The organism is Bacillus sp. AY3-1, from assembly GCF_008368785.1.
GTDB lineage: Bacteria > Bacillota > Bacilli > Bacillales > Bacillaceae_G > Bacillus_A > Bacillus_A wiedmannii.
Genome location: NZ_QORZ01000017.1, coordinates 125,863 through 143,121, shown reverse-complemented (window position 1 = coordinate 143,121; position 17,259 = coordinate 125,863). Strand labels below are relative to the sequence as shown.

20 protein-coding genes and 1 pseudogene are annotated in these 17,259 nt (G+C 35.9%); 16 read left to right on the top strand and 5 right to left on the bottom strand.

Features of this window, described 5'->3' with window-relative positions; genetic code table 11:
• Positions 1-13 precede the first annotated feature (13 nt).
• The 3 genes from DN389_RS16205 (at position 14) to DN389_RS16195 (ending at position 1,931) form a co-directional block, all read left to right on the top strand.
• Positions 14-982 carry an aromatic acid exporter family protein gene (locus DN389_RS16205; RefSeq protein WP_000472675.1) on the top strand — a complete coding sequence of 323 codons (969 nt, stop codon included), beginning with the start codon at positions 14-16 and terminating at the stop codon, positions 980-982.
• A 15-nt stretch (positions 983-997) separates the two neighbouring features.
• Positions 998-1,558, top strand: coding sequence for a L,D-transpeptidase (locus DN389_RS16200; RefSeq protein WP_064474843.1), 561 nt, complete (start codon positions 998-1,000; stop codon positions 1,556-1,558).
• Between the two features lie 133 nt (positions 1,559-1,691).
• Positions 1,692-1,931, top strand: coding sequence for a DUF3894 domain-containing protein (locus tag DN389_RS16195; protein WP_000281162.1), 240 nt, complete (start codon positions 1,692-1,694; stop codon positions 1,929-1,931).
• Positions 1,932-2,008: 77 nt separating this feature from the next.
• Here DN389_RS16195 and prli42 read toward each other — a convergent pair whose 3' ends face one another.
• On the bottom strand, positions 2,009-2,101 hold the full coding sequence (gene prli42 / locus DN389_RS16190) for a stressosome-associated protein Prli42 (protein ID WP_000549038.1): 93 nt from the start codon (positions 2,099-2,101) through the stop codon (positions 2,009-2,011).
• 190 nt (positions 2,102-2,291) lie between these two features.
• Between prli42 and DN389_RS16185 the strand changes: the two genes are divergently transcribed.
• Both DN389_RS16185 and DN389_RS16180 read left to right on the top strand, forming a co-directional pair.
• Positions 2,292-2,837 (top strand): GNAT family N-acetyltransferase, encoded by a 546-nt coding sequence (locus DN389_RS16185; protein WP_002008488.1) that lies wholly within the window; start codon positions 2,292-2,294, stop codon positions 2,835-2,837.
• Positions 2,838-2,964: 127 nt separating this feature from the next.
• The gene (locus tag DN389_RS16180; RefSeq protein WP_000609805.1) at positions 2,965-4,083 is read left to right on the top strand and encodes a tripeptidase T; all 1,119 of its coding nucleotides are present in this window, start codon (positions 2,965-2,967) and stop codon (positions 4,081-4,083) included.
• Positions 4,084-4,127: 44 nt separating this feature from the next.
• On the opposite strand, the gene DN389_RS16175 is transcribed toward DN389_RS16180, so the two are convergent.
• Positions 4,128-4,328: a hypothetical protein gene (locus tag DN389_RS16175; RefSeq protein ID WP_046957503.1), complete on the bottom strand. Its 201-nt coding sequence runs from the start codon at positions 4,326-4,328 to the stop codon at positions 4,128-4,130.
• A 143-nt stretch (positions 4,329-4,471) separates the two neighbouring features.
• Here DN389_RS16175 and DN389_RS16170 point away from each other — a divergent pair, with 143 nt between their 5' ends.
• Positions 4,472-5,710 (top strand): DNA polymerase IV, encoded by a 1,239-nt coding sequence (locus DN389_RS16170; protein WP_098189938.1) that lies wholly within the window; start codon positions 4,472-4,474, stop codon positions 5,708-5,710.
• A 90-nt stretch (positions 5,711-5,800) separates the two neighbouring features.
• A pseudogene (locus DN389_RS29185) lies at positions 5,801-5,935 on the top strand (DNA polymerase IV); the annotation flags it as partial.
• Positions 5,936-5,969: 34 nt separating this feature from the next.
• Here the strand turns inward: DN389_RS29185 and DN389_RS16160 are convergent.
• On the bottom strand, positions 5,970-6,221 hold the full coding sequence (locus DN389_RS16160; RefSeq protein WP_000656497.1) for a DUF3932 family protein: 252 nt from the start codon (positions 6,219-6,221) through the stop codon (positions 5,970-5,972).
• Between the two features lie 189 nt (positions 6,222-6,410).
• Here DN389_RS16160 and rnz point away from each other — a divergent pair, with 189 nt between their 5' ends.
• The 3 genes from rnz (at position 6,411) to sdaAA (ending at position 9,636) form a co-directional block, all read left to right on the top strand.
• Complete coding sequence (gene rnz / locus DN389_RS16155) at positions 6,411-7,334, top strand: ribonuclease Z (RefSeq protein ID WP_098189939.1); 924 nt, start codon at positions 6,411-6,413, stop codon at positions 7,332-7,334.
• 745 nt (positions 7,335-8,079) lie between these two features.
• On the top strand, positions 8,080-8,739 hold the full coding sequence (sdaAB, locus tag DN389_RS16145) for an L-serine ammonia-lyase, iron-sulfur-dependent subunit beta (protein ID WP_000877443.1): 660 nt from the start codon (positions 8,080-8,082) through the stop codon (positions 8,737-8,739).
• A gap of 18 nt (positions 8,740-8,757) precedes the next feature.
• Positions 8,758-9,636, top strand: a complete 879-nt coding sequence (sdaAA, locus tag DN389_RS16140; RefSeq protein WP_000489470.1) for an L-serine ammonia-lyase, iron-sulfur-dependent, subunit alpha — start codon at positions 8,758-8,760, stop codon at positions 9,634-9,636.
• Between the two features lie 52 nt (positions 9,637-9,688).
• Here the strand turns inward: sdaAA and proI are convergent, their stop codons facing one another.
• A complete protein-coding gene (gene proI, locus DN389_RS16135; protein WP_098189940.1) occupies positions 9,689-10,528 on the bottom strand; it encodes a pyrroline-5-carboxylate reductase ProI in 840 nt (279 codons plus the stop codon).
• Between the two features lie 165 nt (positions 10,529-10,693).
• Between proI and DN389_RS16130 the strand changes: the two genes are divergently transcribed.
• A complete protein-coding gene (locus DN389_RS16130) occupies positions 10,694-11,647 on the top strand; it encodes an MBL fold metallo-hydrolase (RefSeq protein WP_046956382.1) in 954 nt (317 codons plus the stop codon).
• A gap of 9 nt (positions 11,648-11,656) precedes the next feature.
• Positions 11,657-12,451: an SDR family oxidoreductase gene (locus DN389_RS16125; protein ID WP_000147782.1), complete on the top strand. Its 795-nt coding sequence runs from the start codon at positions 11,657-11,659 to the stop codon at positions 12,449-12,451.
• Positions 12,452-12,481: 30 nt separating this feature from the next.
• On the opposite strand, the gene DN389_RS16120 is transcribed toward DN389_RS16125, so the two are convergent.
• Positions 12,482-12,667, bottom strand: a complete 186-nt coding sequence (locus DN389_RS16120) for a YqzH family protein (protein WP_001003210.1) — start codon at positions 12,665-12,667, stop codon at positions 12,482-12,484.
• Between the two features lie 377 nt (positions 12,668-13,044).
• On the opposite strand from DN389_RS16120, the gene argC reads away from it, so the two are divergent.
• The 4 genes from argC to DN389_RS16100 are packed head-to-tail and all read left to right on the top strand — an operon-like array spanning position 13,045 to position 17,252.
• Positions 13,045-14,082: an N-acetyl-gamma-glutamyl-phosphate reductase gene (argC, locus tag DN389_RS16115; RefSeq protein ID WP_098189941.1), complete on the top strand. Its 1,038-nt coding sequence runs from the start codon at positions 13,045-13,047 to the stop codon at positions 14,080-14,082.
• 10 nt (positions 14,083-14,092) lie between these two features.
• The gene (gene argJ, locus DN389_RS16110; protein ID WP_142343566.1) at positions 14,093-15,316 is read left to right on the top strand and encodes a bifunctional glutamate N-acetyltransferase/amino-acid acetyltransferase ArgJ; all 1,224 of its coding nucleotides are present in this window, start codon (positions 14,093-14,095) and stop codon (positions 15,314-15,316) included.
• An 11-nt stretch (positions 15,317-15,327) separates the two neighbouring features.
• On the top strand, positions 15,328-16,095 hold the full coding sequence (argB, locus tag DN389_RS16105) for an acetylglutamate kinase (protein ID WP_098189942.1): 768 nt from the start codon (positions 15,328-15,330) through the stop codon (positions 16,093-16,095).
• Positions 16,092-17,252, top strand: a complete 1,161-nt coding sequence (locus tag DN389_RS16100; protein WP_098189943.1) for an acetylornithine transaminase — start codon at positions 16,092-16,094, stop codon at positions 17,250-17,252. Before argB ends, DN389_RS16100 begins: the two co-directional genes overlap by 4 nt.
• Positions 17,253-17,259: the final 7 nt, after the last annotated feature.

The following is a 17,259-nucleotide window of genomic DNA, read 5'->3' as shown; positions in this document are numbered from 1 at the left end:
TAGGAGCAGTGCTATGTTCAAAATTGGATACCGTACAGTAAAAACAGCAATAGGGACAGGCGCAGCAGTTTTTATTGCGCAGTTATTAGGATTAGAATTTTATAGTTCAGCGGGCATTTTAGTTATATTATGTGTACAAAATACGAAACGTAAATCACTTCAAGTGTCGTTACATCGTTTTTTAGCTTGTGTATTATCAATGGTATTCGCTTTTTGTATTTTTGAAACAATTGGATATACACCACTTGCAATTAGTATATTATTACTTACATTTATTCCGACTGCAGTTATGCTTAAAATTCAAGAAGGTATTGTCACAAGTTCAGTTATTGTGATGCATCTATATTCATTGAAACAAATTACATGGCTTATTGTTGGGAATGAAATTGCGATATTAACGATAGGAATTAGCGTGGCTTTATTAGTGAATATGTATATGCCAAGTAGTGAAAATAAGCTAAAAGAGTATCAGGATACAATAGAAAGTAATTTTAAAACAATTTTGTTTGAAATGGTCGTGTATTTACGAAACAGAGAAAGTAGCTGGAGCGGGGCAGAACTTATTGAAACTGAAAATATGCTAAATGAAGCAAGGGATTTATCGTTTAAGAAACTTGAGAATGCATTTATGCGAGAAGATGGCTATTATTATCGTTATTTTAATATGCGCATGCAACAATTCGAAATTTTAGAACGGATGATACCATTAGCAGCTTCTTTATCATGGACATATGAACAAGCTGATATGATTGCGGATGTGGTTGAAAACATTGGAAATGCTATTAGCCCTGAGAGTACTGGGGTTATTTCCTTAAGACAGCTTCAAGAAATGAGAGAATTATTTAGAGACATGCCATTGCCCGTTACACGTGAAGAATTTGAGATACGTGCGAAGCTTGTTCAACTTGTGTATGAAATGGAACAATATTTACTCATTAAAAGCCGTTTTAAGGGAAAGGATAATATAAAAGAACTTATATAGAAGGTAGGAATTATTATGCCGTATCTTCTCTCTTTCATATTATGTCTTTCTTTATCGCCTATTTGGCCTCTTGGTGACAATCCACGTGCTGGAGATCCTTTTATTATTGTAAATAAAGCGACGAATAAACTAGCTTATATTGACGATGGAAAGATTCAAAAGGTTTTTCCAGTAGCGACAGGGAAAACAAATGAATTAACTCCAGAGGGAACTTTTGATGTTGTAATGAAAGCAAAGGATCCGTATTATATTGCGAAGGATATTCCAGGTGGGTCACCGAAAAATCCACTTGGGTCAAGGTGGATTGGATTTAATGCAAGAGAAACTGATGGAAGTAAATATGGAATACATGGAACAAACCAACCTAGTTCAATTGGAAAGTATATTTCACAAGGATGTATAAGAATGAAGAAAAACGATGTGGAATATTTATTTGACCGCATTCCAATTGGAACGAAAGTATGGATTGTGAAGTCGAAAAAATCATTTCAGCAATTGGCAAAACAAAAAGGAGCCATTGCATATGAAAAAGCCAACGAAAAGGTTGGCTTTTTCTACTGTAATAAGTTGTCTTGACATGTGTACATAACCATGAGTTAATGAGAGTATAGAAAGATAAAGTGAAACTTTAATCAGTGGGATGTTTTTTACCCGCGGATTATCAGCCCTCACCAATCGGGATAAAAAATTAGATAAAGGGGTTGCTCATATGTACTTGAATCCAAAAATTTCGTATATGCAATTTTTTATGGGATTTCTATTTGTTATTACATTCATATTGGCAACTTTTAATATATGTTCTTATCTTGTAGCAATTGTATGTATGGCATTACTCAATCTTACTTTTGTTATTGGAGCATTTCAGCAGAAACAATATACAAGTTTTATAACAGCACTTGTAATGTCATTCTCCTTTAGTATTGTAGCGATTGTGCTTTATATAAAATAAACCATCTCGATATCGAGATGGTTTATTTTATTATGTTATGTGTAAAAAGTAAAAAAAGGACGAACACATCGTCCTTTTTACCAAAACATACTTGCGCCAGCAAGTAATGTTGTTACAAGCATAGAAATTAGCATTACATAAATCATAACTTTTTGAGCTTTTTTATGCATCGTTAAGCCTCCTTGCAAATCAGTACAATATTATTGTAACGAGAAATGATATTGTGGACAAGGGGAGAGAAGTGACAAAATTCGAGAAGTGCGTGTAAAGTATAACAGGAAATTTGTATGTATGTAGAGAATATATAATTAATGATAGAGTATAAGTTTTTTGTTATGCAAGCTGAAGAATGGAGATACGATGATGAAAATATATGAAACAAATCGTTTACATTTAAGGGAAATTGATGAGTCGTATGCTGAAAAAGTTCTTCAATATTACGACAGAAATCGTGAATTTTTAAAAGCTTGGGAAGAGTATAGACCGGATGATTTTTTTACGTTAGATTATCAGAAGAAAAAGTTACAAAAGGATAGAAAAGAGTTTGCAGAAGGTAAAATCATCAGGCTTTGGATTTTTAAAAAGGGTGATGATACGAAAATAATTGGATGTATTTCATTTAATTTAATTGTTCGCGGAATTTATCAATCTTGTGTACTCGGCTATAAATTAGATAAGGCAGAGTTAAACAAAGGTTATACGACAGAAGCGCTTAGAAAAGCGATTCAAGTTGCTTTTGAGGAATTTCAGTTACATCGTATAGAAGCACCGATTATGCCACGAAATTTAGCATCTATACAAGTAGTGACGAAGATAGGCTTTCAATATGAGGGCGTGTCTAGGAAAATGCTAATGGTTAATGGAGTATGGGAAGATCATATGCGCTGGGTATTGTTAAATGAGTAATAGAAAGCAGATGGTTATCTAGACATATAAACCGTCTGTTTTTTGTCTTGTATTTCGAAACTTTTGCGAAATTCTGTTATAATTAATAGTGTTACATACATAATGGTAGTGCAGGAGGCGCAGTCTTATGATTAATCAAGAACGTTTAGTAAATGAATTTATGGAATTAGTACAAGTAGATTCTGAAACGAAATTTGAAGCAGAAATTTGTAAAGTATTAACAAAGAAGTTTACAGATTTAGGTGTAGAAGTATTTGAAGATGACACAATGGCTGTTACTGGGCATGGTGCAGGTAATTTAATTTGTACTTTACCAGCAACAAAAGATGGTGTTGATACAATTTACTTTACTTCTCATATGGATACAGTAGTTCCTGGTAATGGAATTAAGCCTTCTATTAAAGATGGATATATCGTATCAGATGGTACTACGATTTTAGGTGCGGATGATAAAGCTGGATTAGCATCAATGTTCGAAGCAATTCGTGTTTTAAAAGAGAAAAACATCCCTCATGGTAAAATTGAATTTATTATTACAGTTGGAGAAGAATCTGGTCTTGTTGGTGCAAAAGCATTAGATCGTGAGCGCATTACAGCGAAATACGGTTATGCATTAGATAGCGATGGAAAAGTTGGTGAAATCGTTGTTGCAGCTCCAACACAAGCGAAAGTGAATGCGATTATTCGCGGGAAAACAGCTCATGCTGGTGTAGCACCAGAAAAAGGTGTATCTGCAATTACTATCGCAGCGAAGGCAATTGCGAAGATGCCACTTGGTCGTATTGATTCTGAAACAACTGCAAATATTGGACGTTTTGAAGGTGGTACACAAACAAATATCGTTTGCGATCATGTACAAATCTTTGCAGAAGCGCGTTCTTTAATCAACGAAAAAATGGAAGTACAAGTTGCGAAAATGAAAGAAGCATTTGAAACAACTGCAAAAGAAATGGGTGGTCATGCAGACGTTGAAGTAAACGTTATGTACCCAGGATTTAAATTTGCTGATGGCGATCACGTTGTAGAAGTTGCAAAACGTGCAGCTGAAAACATTGGTCGTACACCTTCTCTTCACCAAAGTGGTGGCGGAAGTGATGCAAACGTAATTGCAGGACACGGTATTCCAACAGTTAACTTAGCGGTTGGTTATGAAGAAATTCATACAACAAACGAAAAGATTCCTGTTGAAGAATTAGCAAAAACAGCGGAATTAGTTGTTGCAATTATTGAAGAAGTAGCGAAGTAATGTAATAGAAAAAGCGTGTAAATCACAATTGATTTACACGCTTTTTATTTTGATTCGATTGCTTTTACAAGGCGGATCAGCCAATACAAGAAAATCCATGGCAATATATAAGTTGTTGCTATATGTACTAGACGAGGGAAGAACCCAAACGTATTAATATTAAAAATAGGAAGCAGTAAATAATTAATGGCTATGATTAATATAATCACAAGGAACGTATAGTTGAGTTTATTAGTTGATTTCATCATAATCACCTCATTTTGTAATTTGATACATTTATGTAAATTATATCAAATTTATCAAAGGAAAAGAACAAGTAACTATTATAACTATTATGCAAAATTTGATATAATGAAAGAACGAACGTTCTGATTAGGGAGTGAGTACTATGCGAGAAATGTATCCGAAAAATGGTCGTGTTATTTTGCATGTAGATATGAATTGTTTTTTCGCATCTGTTGAAATTGCTCATGACCCATCATTACAAGGGAAGCCGTTAGCAGTTGCTGGAAATGAAAAAGAAAGAAAAGGAATTATTATAACATGTAGTTATGAGGCAAGAGAATATGGAATACGTACAACGATGCCTCTTTGGGAAGCAAAAAGGTTATGCCCGCAATTAGTTGTAATGCGTCCTAATTTTACATTATATCGTGAAGCTTCATTTCAAATGTTTCAAATTCTTTCCCGTTTTACGGAAAAAATACAACCAGTCTCTATAGATGAGGGGTATTTAGATATTACAGATTGCTACGCACTCGGTTCACCTCTTGAAATAGCAAAGATGATTCAGCAGGCGTTATTAACAGAGTTACAGCTTCCGTGTAGCATCGGAATTGCTCCTAACCTTTTCCTAGCAAAAACAGCTTCTGATATGAAAAAGCCTCTCGGTATTACCGTACTTCGAAAACGAGATATTCCAGAAATGATTTGGCCACTTCCAGTTGAAGCAATGCATGGAATTGGAGAAAAAACAGCTGAAAAATTGAATGATATTCATATACAAACAATTGAGCAGTTAGCAAAAGGAAACGAACATATCATTCGCGCTAAAATTGGAAAGCATGGCGTTGATTTACAAAGGCGGGCAAAAGGTATGGATGATAGGGAAGTTGACCCGAGTCAAATGGGACAACATAAAAGTGTCGGTAATTCGATGACTTTTTCAAAGGATATGGATGAAGAGAAAGAATTACTTGATATGTTAGAACGGCTATCAAAATCAGTGAGTAAAAGATTACAAAAGCGAACGCTTGTCAGCTATAATATTCAAATTATGATTAAATATCATGATAGGCGGACAGTAACACGGAGTAAGCAATTGAAAAATGCGATTTGGGAAGAACGAGATATTTTTCAGGCAGCCTCTCGTTTATGGAAGCAACATTGGGACGGTGATTCCGTTCGTTTACTAGGTGTTACAGCCACTGAAATAGAGTGGAAGACAGAATCGGTGAAACAATTAGATTTGTTTTCATTTGAAGAAGATGCGAAAGAAGAGCCGCTACTTGCTGTCATCGATCAAATTAATGATAAGTATGGAATGCCGATTTTACAACGAGGTAGTCAATTATTACGTAAGCAAGAAAAGTCTTTTCAGCAAAAATTAGAAAATAAGTTTATGTAGAAGGTGTCATGACGTAGTAAATATCATGACACCTTTTATTTTTACAATTAACTATGAAATTTTTTACTGTAAAGTTTTTATAGAAAATAAATTGTTTCTTTTGCACTACAAGCAAAGGAATTATTAAATAAATTAAGTGAAAGGATAAATTTAGATGAGTTTGATAGAAGTATGTATAAAGATCTTGGGGCGGAATATGCCGATTTGCTAAATAAGTATAAATAAAAAAGCACTGTAACCAGTGCTTTTTTATGATAGATTAAGAGATTGTAACATTTTCAAAAATAACAATTTCTGAACTGTTTGTTGTTGAAACGCGTTGTGCGTAATATGTTAAAGCTGAAGAAATATATGTTGGTAATGAATCATTTGTATGTGTTGTTGTATATTCATGGATTAATTCTTTCAAAGTCGTCCATTCTAATTGTGCTGGGTGATCAGACACGAAAGAACTTACCCAGCGATCAAATGAAGATGAAAAATCAGTTTGTAAACGAAATGCTTCTTTCATAATAAAACGCTCCCTTAAAATGTAGTATAATCATTTTAACATAAAACACGAACGATTACTAAGTTTTTTAAGTATAACGTTCGTGATATATAGTTGTCTAGATGATTGGTTATGTAAATTCGATTTGCCATTTGAAATAACATTCCGTAAGATGAAAGGTAGATTATATAAAGAGCTGGAGGAAAGAAAGTGGAATTTGTATTTTTAGGAACTGGTGCAGGTGTTCCTTCGAAAGGAAGGAACGTTTCGGCAATTGCTTTGCAATTGTTAGAAGAACGAGGACAGACTTGGTTATTTGATTGTGGCGAGGCGACGCAACATCAAATATTACATACATCAGTACGCCCACGCCGCATTGAAAAAATATTTATTACGCATTTACATGGTGATCATATTTTTGGCTTGCCTGGTTTATTAGGAAGCCGTTCATTTCAAGGAGGGACTACACCTTTAACAGTGTACGGACCAAAAGGAATTAAACAATTTATTGAAGTGGCATTATCAGTAAGTACGACACATGTAAAATATCCACTTGAAATTGTGGAGATAACAGAAGAAGGTACTGTATTTGAAGATAATGAATTTCACGTGGAAACGAAAAGATTGTCACATGGTATTGAATGTTTTGGGTATCGTATTGTAGAGAAAGATATACAAGGTGCTCTTTTAGTCGATAAATTGCTGGAGATGGGGGTGAAACCTGGCCCGCTCTTTAAACGTTTAAAAGATGGAGAAGTAGTTGAATTAGAAAATGGTACGATACTAAATGGAAAAGACTTTATTGGTCCACCTCAAAAGGGAAGAATTATTACCATTTTAGGTGATACAAGATATTGTGAAGCGAGTAGAGAGCTGGCACAAGACGCTGACGTACTTGTTCATGAAGCCACTTTTGCTGCAGATGATGAACAACAAGCGTATGATTATTTTCATTCTACATCTAAGCAAGCTGCGAGTATTGCACTTCAGGCAAATGCAAAAAGATTAATATTGACTCATATTAGTTCTCGTTATCAAGGAGATACATATAAGGAATTATGGAAAGAGGCAAGAGAGCTATTTTCTAATACAGAAATAGCTACAGATTTGAAATCATTTCCAGTAGATAGATAATAATGGTGTGAAAAAATGGTGACGAAAGGTTGCCATTTTTTTATTTCTAAAAAAAATTTAAAATAAAACTGTTATCATTTTATGTTTATATTGGATGAAACAGAAAGTTTTAATGATGTGAAGAGATAGGATAAAAATACATAGTACCGATTGTTTAGAAAAACTGTTATATAAGTCAGACGACATACGAGTGATACAAATAGCAAAAATGTATCGTTATTCAGAACTTTTAAAATTTATTAAAAGTAAGCGTTTTATTAAAAACAAGCTATAATGAGGGCAGATTATAATTTATTGTAGGCTACATGCGTTTTAGCCATTTGTCGTAACAAGTGGAGTTGACTAAATCGTGAGAGGGAAACATGAGAATTATAAATAAGAAGGATATTACTATTATTTGTACTAAGTCTTTTTTCACTTTTTAGCTTTAAAGCACTAAAAGGTATGAAAGCAATGGGAGTTTCACTTGTTTATGCTATCCTTGTAAGGGGTTCTGTGTTAAACTTTGGATTGCCACCAGACTTTATTCTGGATTAGCTTATATTATTTTTAAATGAAGGTAATGCTAAGTTTCTTATTTATTATCATAACTGGTATTATTTCAGGATATATTGTTTCACTGTTATTCAAAAACTATCCAATTCGTATAGCGTAACAAATTCGTCGTACAACTGGAAAAGCAACCGATTCGGTAGCTTAATAGAATAGTAAAAAATTTTTGCATAGAGGTTTAGGGGGAGTTATGATGAAGTATCGCTCAGTATTTGATATTATTGGTCCAGTTATGATTGGTCCATCAAGTTCACATACAGCAGGCGCAGCAAGAATGGGGCAAGTTGCTCGCCAGCTGTTTCGTCATGAACCAGAAAGAGTAAGCATTTCATTATATGGATCATTTGCAAAGACGTATCGAGGGCATGGTACGGATGTAGCATTGATCGGTGGAATATTAGGGTTTGAAACAGATGACTTACGTATTCCAGAGGCGCTAGACATAGCAAAAGAGCGCAACATCGAAGTAGAATTCATTGAAGAAGATGCAAATGCACCTCACCCAAATACAGCGAGAATTCGTTTGTATAAAGGTGAAGAAGAAATTGAAGTTGTTGCTTGCTCAATTGGTGGCGGTAAAATTGAAGTTGTAGAATTAAACGGATTTGATCTTCAATTAACAGGCACGAGTCCAGCACTACTTATTGTAAATAACGATCGCTTCGGTGCTATTGCAGCGGTAGCTTCAATCCTTGCGAAACATGAAATTAACATTAGTACAATGAGTGTTTCTCGTAAAGAAAAAGGAAGAAGAGCGCTTATGGTTATCGAAACAGATGAATTATTAGCAGATGAAGTGATTGAAGAAATAAACGCGCAACAAAATATTTGTCAAGTAACTATTATGGAATAATTGCAGGGGGGACACACCATGTTTCGGAACGCAGCGGAACTAGTGGCGCAAGCTAAAGAACAAAATGTAAAAATCGCAGAAATTATGATTCAATGTGAAATGAAAACAAGAAGTATTTCACGTGAAGAAGTAATTGCTGGTATGGAAAAGAACTTAGTCGTGATGGAGCAAGCAGTAGAACGTGGTATTCGCGGAGTGAAATCACCAACTGGTTTAACTGGCGGAGATGCTGTAAAAGTTCAGGCGTATATGAATAGCGGAAAAGGCTTATCTGGAGATACGATTTTGGACGCGGTGAGTAAAGCTGTTGCAACAAATGAAGTAAACGCAGCGATGGGAATTATTTGTGCAACACCAACAGCAGGGTCTGCTGGAACAGTGCCAGGTGTACTGTTTGCACTGCAAGAAAAATTACAGCCGACACGCGAAGAGATGATCGAATTTTTATTTACAGCAGGAGCTTTCGGTATGGTTGTTGCGAATAATGCTTGTATTTCCGGCGCGGCAGGAGGTTGCCAAGCTGAAGTAGGTTCAGCAAGTGGAATGGCAGCAGCAGCAGCAGTTGAGATGGCTGGTGGAACACAAGATCAAGCAGCTACAGCGATGGCGATTTCATTAAAGAATATGCTTGGTTTAGTATGTGATCCTGTTGCAGGGCTTGTAGAAGTACCTTGTGTAAAACGTAATGCAGCAGGAGCTGCGAATGCGATGATTTCAGCTGATTTAGCATTAGCTGGCGTAACGAGTACAATTCCATGTGATGAAGTGATTGAGGCGATGTTTAGAATCGGACAAACCATGCCAGTAGCACTTCGTGAAACAGCTGAAGGTGGACTTGCAGCAACACCAACTGGTCGCCGTCTGCAAGAAGAGATTTTTGGGAAGACTAATAACTAAACAATATATGTTAATAAAAAAATGGAGCTCAAGTAAGATTGAGCTCCATTTTTTATTTTTCTTTTGTTAGTTGTTCTAATGTTTTCCCAAGATTATGTGATCGTTGTGTAGCCTGTGTAATACAAGAAATAAGTGCTTGTTGAAATTTATGTTCTTGTAATACTTCAATGCCTGCTTCGGTCGTTCCGCCAGGAGAAGTAATTTCCTTTCGCAAAACAGAAGGGTGTTTTTCACTTGCTTTTAGCATTTCAGCAGCACCAATCATCGTCTGAAGAATAAGTGACTTTGCAACATCTTCTTTTAAACCAATTGTTTTTGCGGCTTCTTCCATCGCTTCCACTACGTAATAAATATAAGCAGGCCCACTTCCAGATAATGCAGTGACAGCATGCATATCTTCTTCCTCTACAACAGAGACGAGACCGATTGTTTCAAATAAAGCTATGGCAGTCTGAATATGTTCCGCTGTTGCATGTTTTGAAGGCGAGATAGCAGTAGCTGATTTTAAAATAGCTGCAGATGTATTTGGCATCGCACGAATAATCGGAACATCTTTTTGAAGTAGGTTTCTAATCGAGTGAGTAGAAACACCTGCTAATAAGGAAATAATAAGCAGGTTATTATGTATATCTTCTTTAAAAGGAGTAAGTGCTTCTGCAACATCCTTTGGTTTCATTGCTAGAAAAAGAATAGTTGTATCAGTGAGTAGCTCTTTTTTATTATGCGTACCTTGGACGCCATATTTTTTATGTAGCTCCTGCAATCTTGTCTCGTTAGAACGATTACTTACGGTAATTTGTTCGCCTTTCACAACATTTGCATGTAACAAGCCACCAATAATAGCTTCAGCAATAGAGCCTGCACCGAGAAAGGAAATGTTTTGAATAGACATGATGTTCCTCCTTTAAATTTGGTTAGAAATTCTTATAAATGTACATACATTCGTTTTTTTATAGGAAACACCTCTTTTTATCTGAAAATAATGACAAATATATATAGAAGTTGTAAACTGAAGAAGTATTCATTTTTGAACCGGAAAGAGACAGGGGGGCTAAGCATGACGGCGATTCACCGAATGGAGATTCCTGTACCATTTGCAGTTGAAACTGTGAATGTGTTTTTAGTTGAGGGGGAGACATTAACATTAATTGATACAGGGACGAATACAGAAGAGGCAAGAAGTGCATTAGAAAGGCAATTAGGTACATTAGGATATGCGATAGAAGATATTAAAACAGTAGTCATTACGCATCATCATGCGGATCATTGTGGGCTTTTAAATATATTTTCTGAGAAAACGAACATTATTGGACATCCTTGGAATGAGCCTTGGATCACGCAAAATCCAGAATTTTTAAAGCGGTATCATGAGTTTTTTAGAGAGACAGCTTTGCAATTTGGTGTTCCAGCGGCATTTTTGAAAGACGAGGCGTTATTGACGACGAAGACACTTAAATATTCTTGTAATAGATCGTTAACGCATACTGTGAGAGAGGGAGATCGTATTGATTCTTTACCTGGGTTTACAGTAATCGAAACACCAGGTCATGCTTCCACTCATATTTCATTATATAGAGAATCTGATGGAATATTAATTGGCGGGGATGCTCTCATTAGCCATATTTCTTCGAATCCCATATTAGAACCACCATATGAAGGACAAACAGAAAGGGCGCGCCCGTTATTACAATATAATCAAACGTTAAAGCGTTTAAGTGAAATGAATATTTCGCGCATTTTATCAGGACATGGAGAAGATGTTCTAAATGTGAAACAACTTATTGATACGAGATTACAAAAGCAAGAAACACGTGCGTTTAAAGTGCTTGAGTTATTAAAGGAAAAACCAATGACAGCATTTGAAGTATGTGTAAAACTATTTCCGGTATTATATAAGGAGCAATTGCCGCTTACTATTTCAGAAACTGTTGGACAATTAGATTTTTTAGCATATAATCAACAAGTGATGATTGATGAATCTTCGCAACAATTGATTTATTATGCAAAGTAGGTGACAGCAATGACGGGACGTTTACAAGATAAAGTAATCGTCATTACAGGTGCTTCTAGTGGAATTGGAGAGCAAGTTGCAATGCAAGTTGCAGAGCAGGGGGCGACTCCAGTATTAATGGCTAGAACAGAAGAAAAATTAAAAGCGTTAGCAGAGAAAATTAAAGAAACTTATAATACGCCTTGCTATTATTATGTATTAGATGTAAGTGAAGAGATGGAAGTACAATCTGTTTTTTCAAAGGTATTACAAGAAGTGGGACGTATTGATATATTAGTAAACAATGCGGGATTTGGTATTTTTAAAACATTTGAAGATGCGTCAATGGATGAAGTGAAAGATATGTTCCAAGTAAATGTATTTGGATTAGTAGCTTGTACGAAAGCGGTACTACCCTATATGGTGAAAAGGAACGAAGGACATATTATTAATATTGCTTCACTTGCTGGGAAAATTGCAACTCCAAAATCGAGTGCGTATGCAGCGACGAAACATGCAGTATTAGGATTTACGAATAGTTTACGCATGGAGTTGTCTAGTACAAATATTTTCGTAACAGCGATTAATCCAGGTCCGATAGATACAAACTTTTTTGAAATAGCGGATCAATCCGGTACATATGTGAAAAATATGGGACGGTACATGTTAAAACCAACATATGTAGCAGAGCAAATCGTAAAATCGATGCAAACGAAAAAGCGTGAAGTAAACTTACCGAAGTGGATGGGCATTGGTCCGAAACTTTATGTACTATTCCCAGGTTTATTTGAGCGTATTGCAGGTAAATCATTAAGTAAAAAATAGGAGATTTCCATATGGAAATCTCCTATTTTTTTATTTTCCAGTCACATAATCGTAAACGATATCCTCAACTGCCTCGTATACATCAATTTCAGTATTTGAATGAATTATCGTTTGAATATGTTTAATTAGCATTTCCTGATCCTCATTTGACATAGGATTACATTGATATTGTTGAAAACTTTTTATGATCATTTTCTCAATTAATTTTTCATTCATGTTTTTCCCTGCCTGTATGTACATATGTATTGTTTTATCCCGCTATTTGCCGGGCAGTAAAACTTCCACCTTAAAATTCGGCTAGAGCAAAGAAGTTAGGTGGGAGATCGACTGCCCGTAAACGCCCGATTGGTGTGGGCTAATAATCAGTGGGGATGAACAAAACCCCACTGATTATAGTTTCACTTTATTGTACTTGAAGTGAAATGAAAAAACTACTATACATTGTTTTTGTATAAAAATTCAATTATGTATATTGTTTTTCTAGTAAAATTAAGTTTTTTAAGTTTGTAAAATTTATAAATATTTAGTTGACTCTATAAATATACAATATTATAATCATACTTAATTTAAAGAATCGATATGAGGAGGAGCATATGAAAGTCGCGATTATTGGAGCAACTGGGTATGGAGGTATTGAGTTAATTCGGTTATTAGAGCAACATCCATATTTTTCGATAGCATCTCTTCATTCTTTTTCGCAAGTTGGCGAGTGTATAACAAATGTATATCCGCATTTTCAAAATGTTCTTGTTCATACGTTAAAAGAAATTAATGCGGAGGAAATAAAGAAGAAAGCAGAAATTGTATTTTTAGCAACTCCAGCAGGAGTATCAGGAGAGTTAACTCCCAAATTATTAGCAGTAGGTTTAAAAGTAATTGACCTATCTGGAGACTTTCGTATGAAAGATCCTTTGATATATGAACAGTGGTATAAAAGGGCAGCTGCAAAAGAAGAAGTTCTTAGTGAAGCTGTATATGGGTTAAGTGAATGGAAAAGGTCCGAGATTCAAAATGCAAATTTAATTGCAAACCCAGGATGTTTTGCTACAGCCGCATTATTAGCGATATTGCCGTTAGTACGTAGCGACATGATTGAAGAAGATTCCATTATTATTGATGCGAAATCAGGAGTATCTGGAGCTGGCAAAACGCCAACAACAATGACTCACTTTCCTGAGTTATACGATAACTTGCACATTTATAAAGTAAATGAGCATCAACACATTCCTGAGATTGAGCAAATGCTTGCAGAGTGGAATAGGGAAACGAAGCCAATCACGTTTAGTACACATTTAATACCGATATCACGGGGGATTATGGTTACCCTTTATGCAAAAGTAAAACGAGAAATGGAAATAGAACAACTTCAAAAATTATATGAAGAAACGTATGAACAATCGGCTTTTATTCGAATTCGCACGCAAGGAGAGTTTCCAAGTCCGAAAGAAGTGAGGGGCTCAAATTATTGTGATATGGGGATAGCTTACGATGAAAGAACAGGAAGAGTGACAGTCGTTTCTGTTATAGACAATATGATGAAAGGTGCGGCTGGGCAAGCGATTCAAAATGCAAACATAGTTGCGGGACTAGAAGAAACAACAGGTTTACAATATATGCCGCTTTATCTATAAGGGGGACATGATGATTAAAGTAGAGTCTATTACAAAATTAGAAAATGGTTCAATTGTAACGCCAAAAGGCTTTTCGGCAATCGGTACTGCAAATGGTTTAAAAAAAGAACAAAGAGATTTAGGTGTGATCATTTGTGAAGTGCCAGCATCATGTGCCGCTGTCTATACAACGAATCAAATACAAGCAGCCCCGCTGCAAGTAACGAAAGACAGTATAGCAGCTGAGGGGAAATTACAAGCGATTATCGTCAATAGTGGAAATGCAAATGCTTGTACAGGAATGAAAGGATTACAAGATGCATACGAGATGCGTGCATTAGGGGCGGAACATTTTGGAGTGAAAGAAAATTACGTTGCAGTAGCTTCAACAGGTGTAATTGGTGTTCCTTTACCGATGGATATAATCCGAAAGGGAGTTGCAAATCTTATCCCGACGAAGGAAGTAAGTGAAGCTCATTCTTTTTCTAAAGCGATTTTAACGACGGATCTTATAACGAAAGAAACGTGCTATGAGATGATGATTGATGGGAAGAAAGTGGTGCTTGCTGGTGTTGCTAAAGGTTCAGGGATGATTCATCCGAATATGGCAACGATGCTGAGTTTTATTACGACAGACGCTCATATAGAGCATGATGTATTGCAAATAGCATTATCACAAATAACGAATCATACATTTAATCAAATTACGGTGGATGGAGATACTTCTACGAATGATATGGTCATCGTTATGGCAAGTGGATTATCAGAAACGAAACCAATCAATATGGAACATGCAGATTGGGAAACTTTCGTATTTGCTTTACAGAAGGTATGTGAAGATTTAGCAAAAAAAATTGCACAAGATGGTGAAGGTGCTACGAAGTTAATAGAAGTAAATGTGCTAGGAGCTCGAACGAATGAAGAGGCAAAGAAAATCGCAAAGCAAATAGTCGGTTCGAGTCTTGTGAAAACAGCAATACATGGTGAAGACCCAAATTGGGGGCGAATTATTAGCAGTATGGGACAAAGTGAAGTAGCGATTAATCCAAATACAATTGATATTACTCTTCAATCTATCGCTGTGTTAAAAAATAGTGAACCTCAAATGTTTTCTGAAGAGGAAATGAAAAAGAAATTAAAAGAACATGAAATTATGATTGATGTGTATTTAAATTTAGGAGAAGAAACCGGATCAGCTTGGGGCTGTGACTTAAGCTATGAATATGTGAAAATAAACGCTTGTTATCGTACATAAGGAGAGGGCAGATGAACGATTATATTGTAGTGAAATGCGGCGGTAGTATGTTGGATCAATTAAATGATGTGTTTTTTGATTGTATAAAGAAATTGCAACAGAAGTATAAAGTAGTGATTGTCCATGGTGGCGGCCCAGAAATTGATGCGCAATTAAAAGATTGTAACATCAAAGTAGAAAAAAGAGATGGGTTACGAGTAACACCAAAAGAAGTTATGGATATTGTTCAAATGGTGCTATGCGGAAGTACGAATAAAAAATTTGTAATGAAGTTGCAAAGGCATAATTTACTTGCGGTAGGTTGTTCAGGGTGTGACGGCAATTTACTTCAAGTTCAACCTGTCAGTGAAGAAATAGGATATGTGGGAGAAGTAAGTTATGTCGAAACAGCCTTACTAAAAGGATTGATAAATTTGAATTATATTCCTGTTATTGCTCCAATCGGGATAAATGATAATGAGATTTATAACATAAATGCGGATACCGCTGCAGCTGGAATTGCGTCCGCGTTATCCGCAAAAGAACTCATTTTTATTACGGATGTAGATGGGATATTACATGAAGGAAAATTAGTAAAGAAAACGGATGAATTTGAAATTGTTACTTTAATAGAAAAAGGAGTTATTACAGGCGGGATGATTCCGAAAGTACAGGCGGCACTAGCTTCATTAAAAATGGGAGTGCAAAAGATAAGTATTGTGAACGGTACAAAAGATTTTACTGAAGTTACGGGAGAGTGTATCGGAACGACGGTAACGAAAGGGGTAAGTATCGTATGACAAGTCATCTTTTTCAAACATATGGGAGAAGAAATATTGAGTTTGTAAAGGGAAGTGGAACGAAAGTTATTGATAAAAATGGTAAGCAATATTTAGATTTTACATCAGGAATTGGCGTATGTAATTTAGGGCATTGTCACCCTACTGTTATGAAAGCTGTACAAGAGCAACTTCATGATATATGGCATATATCTAACCTGTTTACAAACAGCTTACAAGAAGAAGTAGCGTCATTATTAACAGAAAATACAGCGTTAGATTCTGTTTTTTTCTGTAATAGCGGGGCAGAGGCGAATGAGGCTGCGTTGAAGCTGGCTCGTAAGCATACTGGAAAATCTCTCGTCGTAACATGCCAGCAGTCTTTTCACGGTAGAACATTCGCAACGATGAGTGCGACGGGGCAAAATAAAGTGAAAGAAGGATTTGGTCCACTCCTTCCGTCTTTTTTACATATCCCTTTTAACGACGTGAAGGTGTTAGAGGAAGTAATGAATGAAGAAGTAGCGGCGGTAATGGTAGAAGTTGTTCAAGGAGAAGGAGGAGTCATACCTGCTAATCTATCTTTTTTGGAAGAGATTGAAACATTATGTAATAAGTTCGGCTCCTTATTTATTATAGACGAAGTACAAACGGGGATAGGAAGAACAGGAACACTATTTGCTTACGAACAAATGGGAATAAAACCTGATATCGTTACCGTTGCAAAGGCACTAGGAAATGGTATTCCTGTTGGAGCGATGATCGGCCGTAAGGAACTCGGAACGTCGTTCACTGCAGGAACACACGGTTCAACGTTTGGCGGGAATTATATTGCGATGGCTGCAGCGAAAGAAGTATTGCAAGTAAGTAAGAAACCATCGTTTTTAAAAGAAGTAAAGGAAAAGGGCGAATACGTATTAGAGAAGTTGCGAGAGGAATTACGACATGTCGACTGCATTCAAAATATACGTGGTAAGGGGCTTATGATTGGGGTTGAGTGTAAGCATGAAGTTGCAAGTTTTATAGAACAACTAGAGAAAGAGGGTCTTCTCGTATTACAAGCAGGATCTAATGTGATAAGACTATTACCACCACTTATTGTAACGAATGAAGAGTTAGAACAGGCAGTATATATGATAAAAAAAGTAGTTTGTACAAAAAATGTATCAATTATATAAGGGGGAA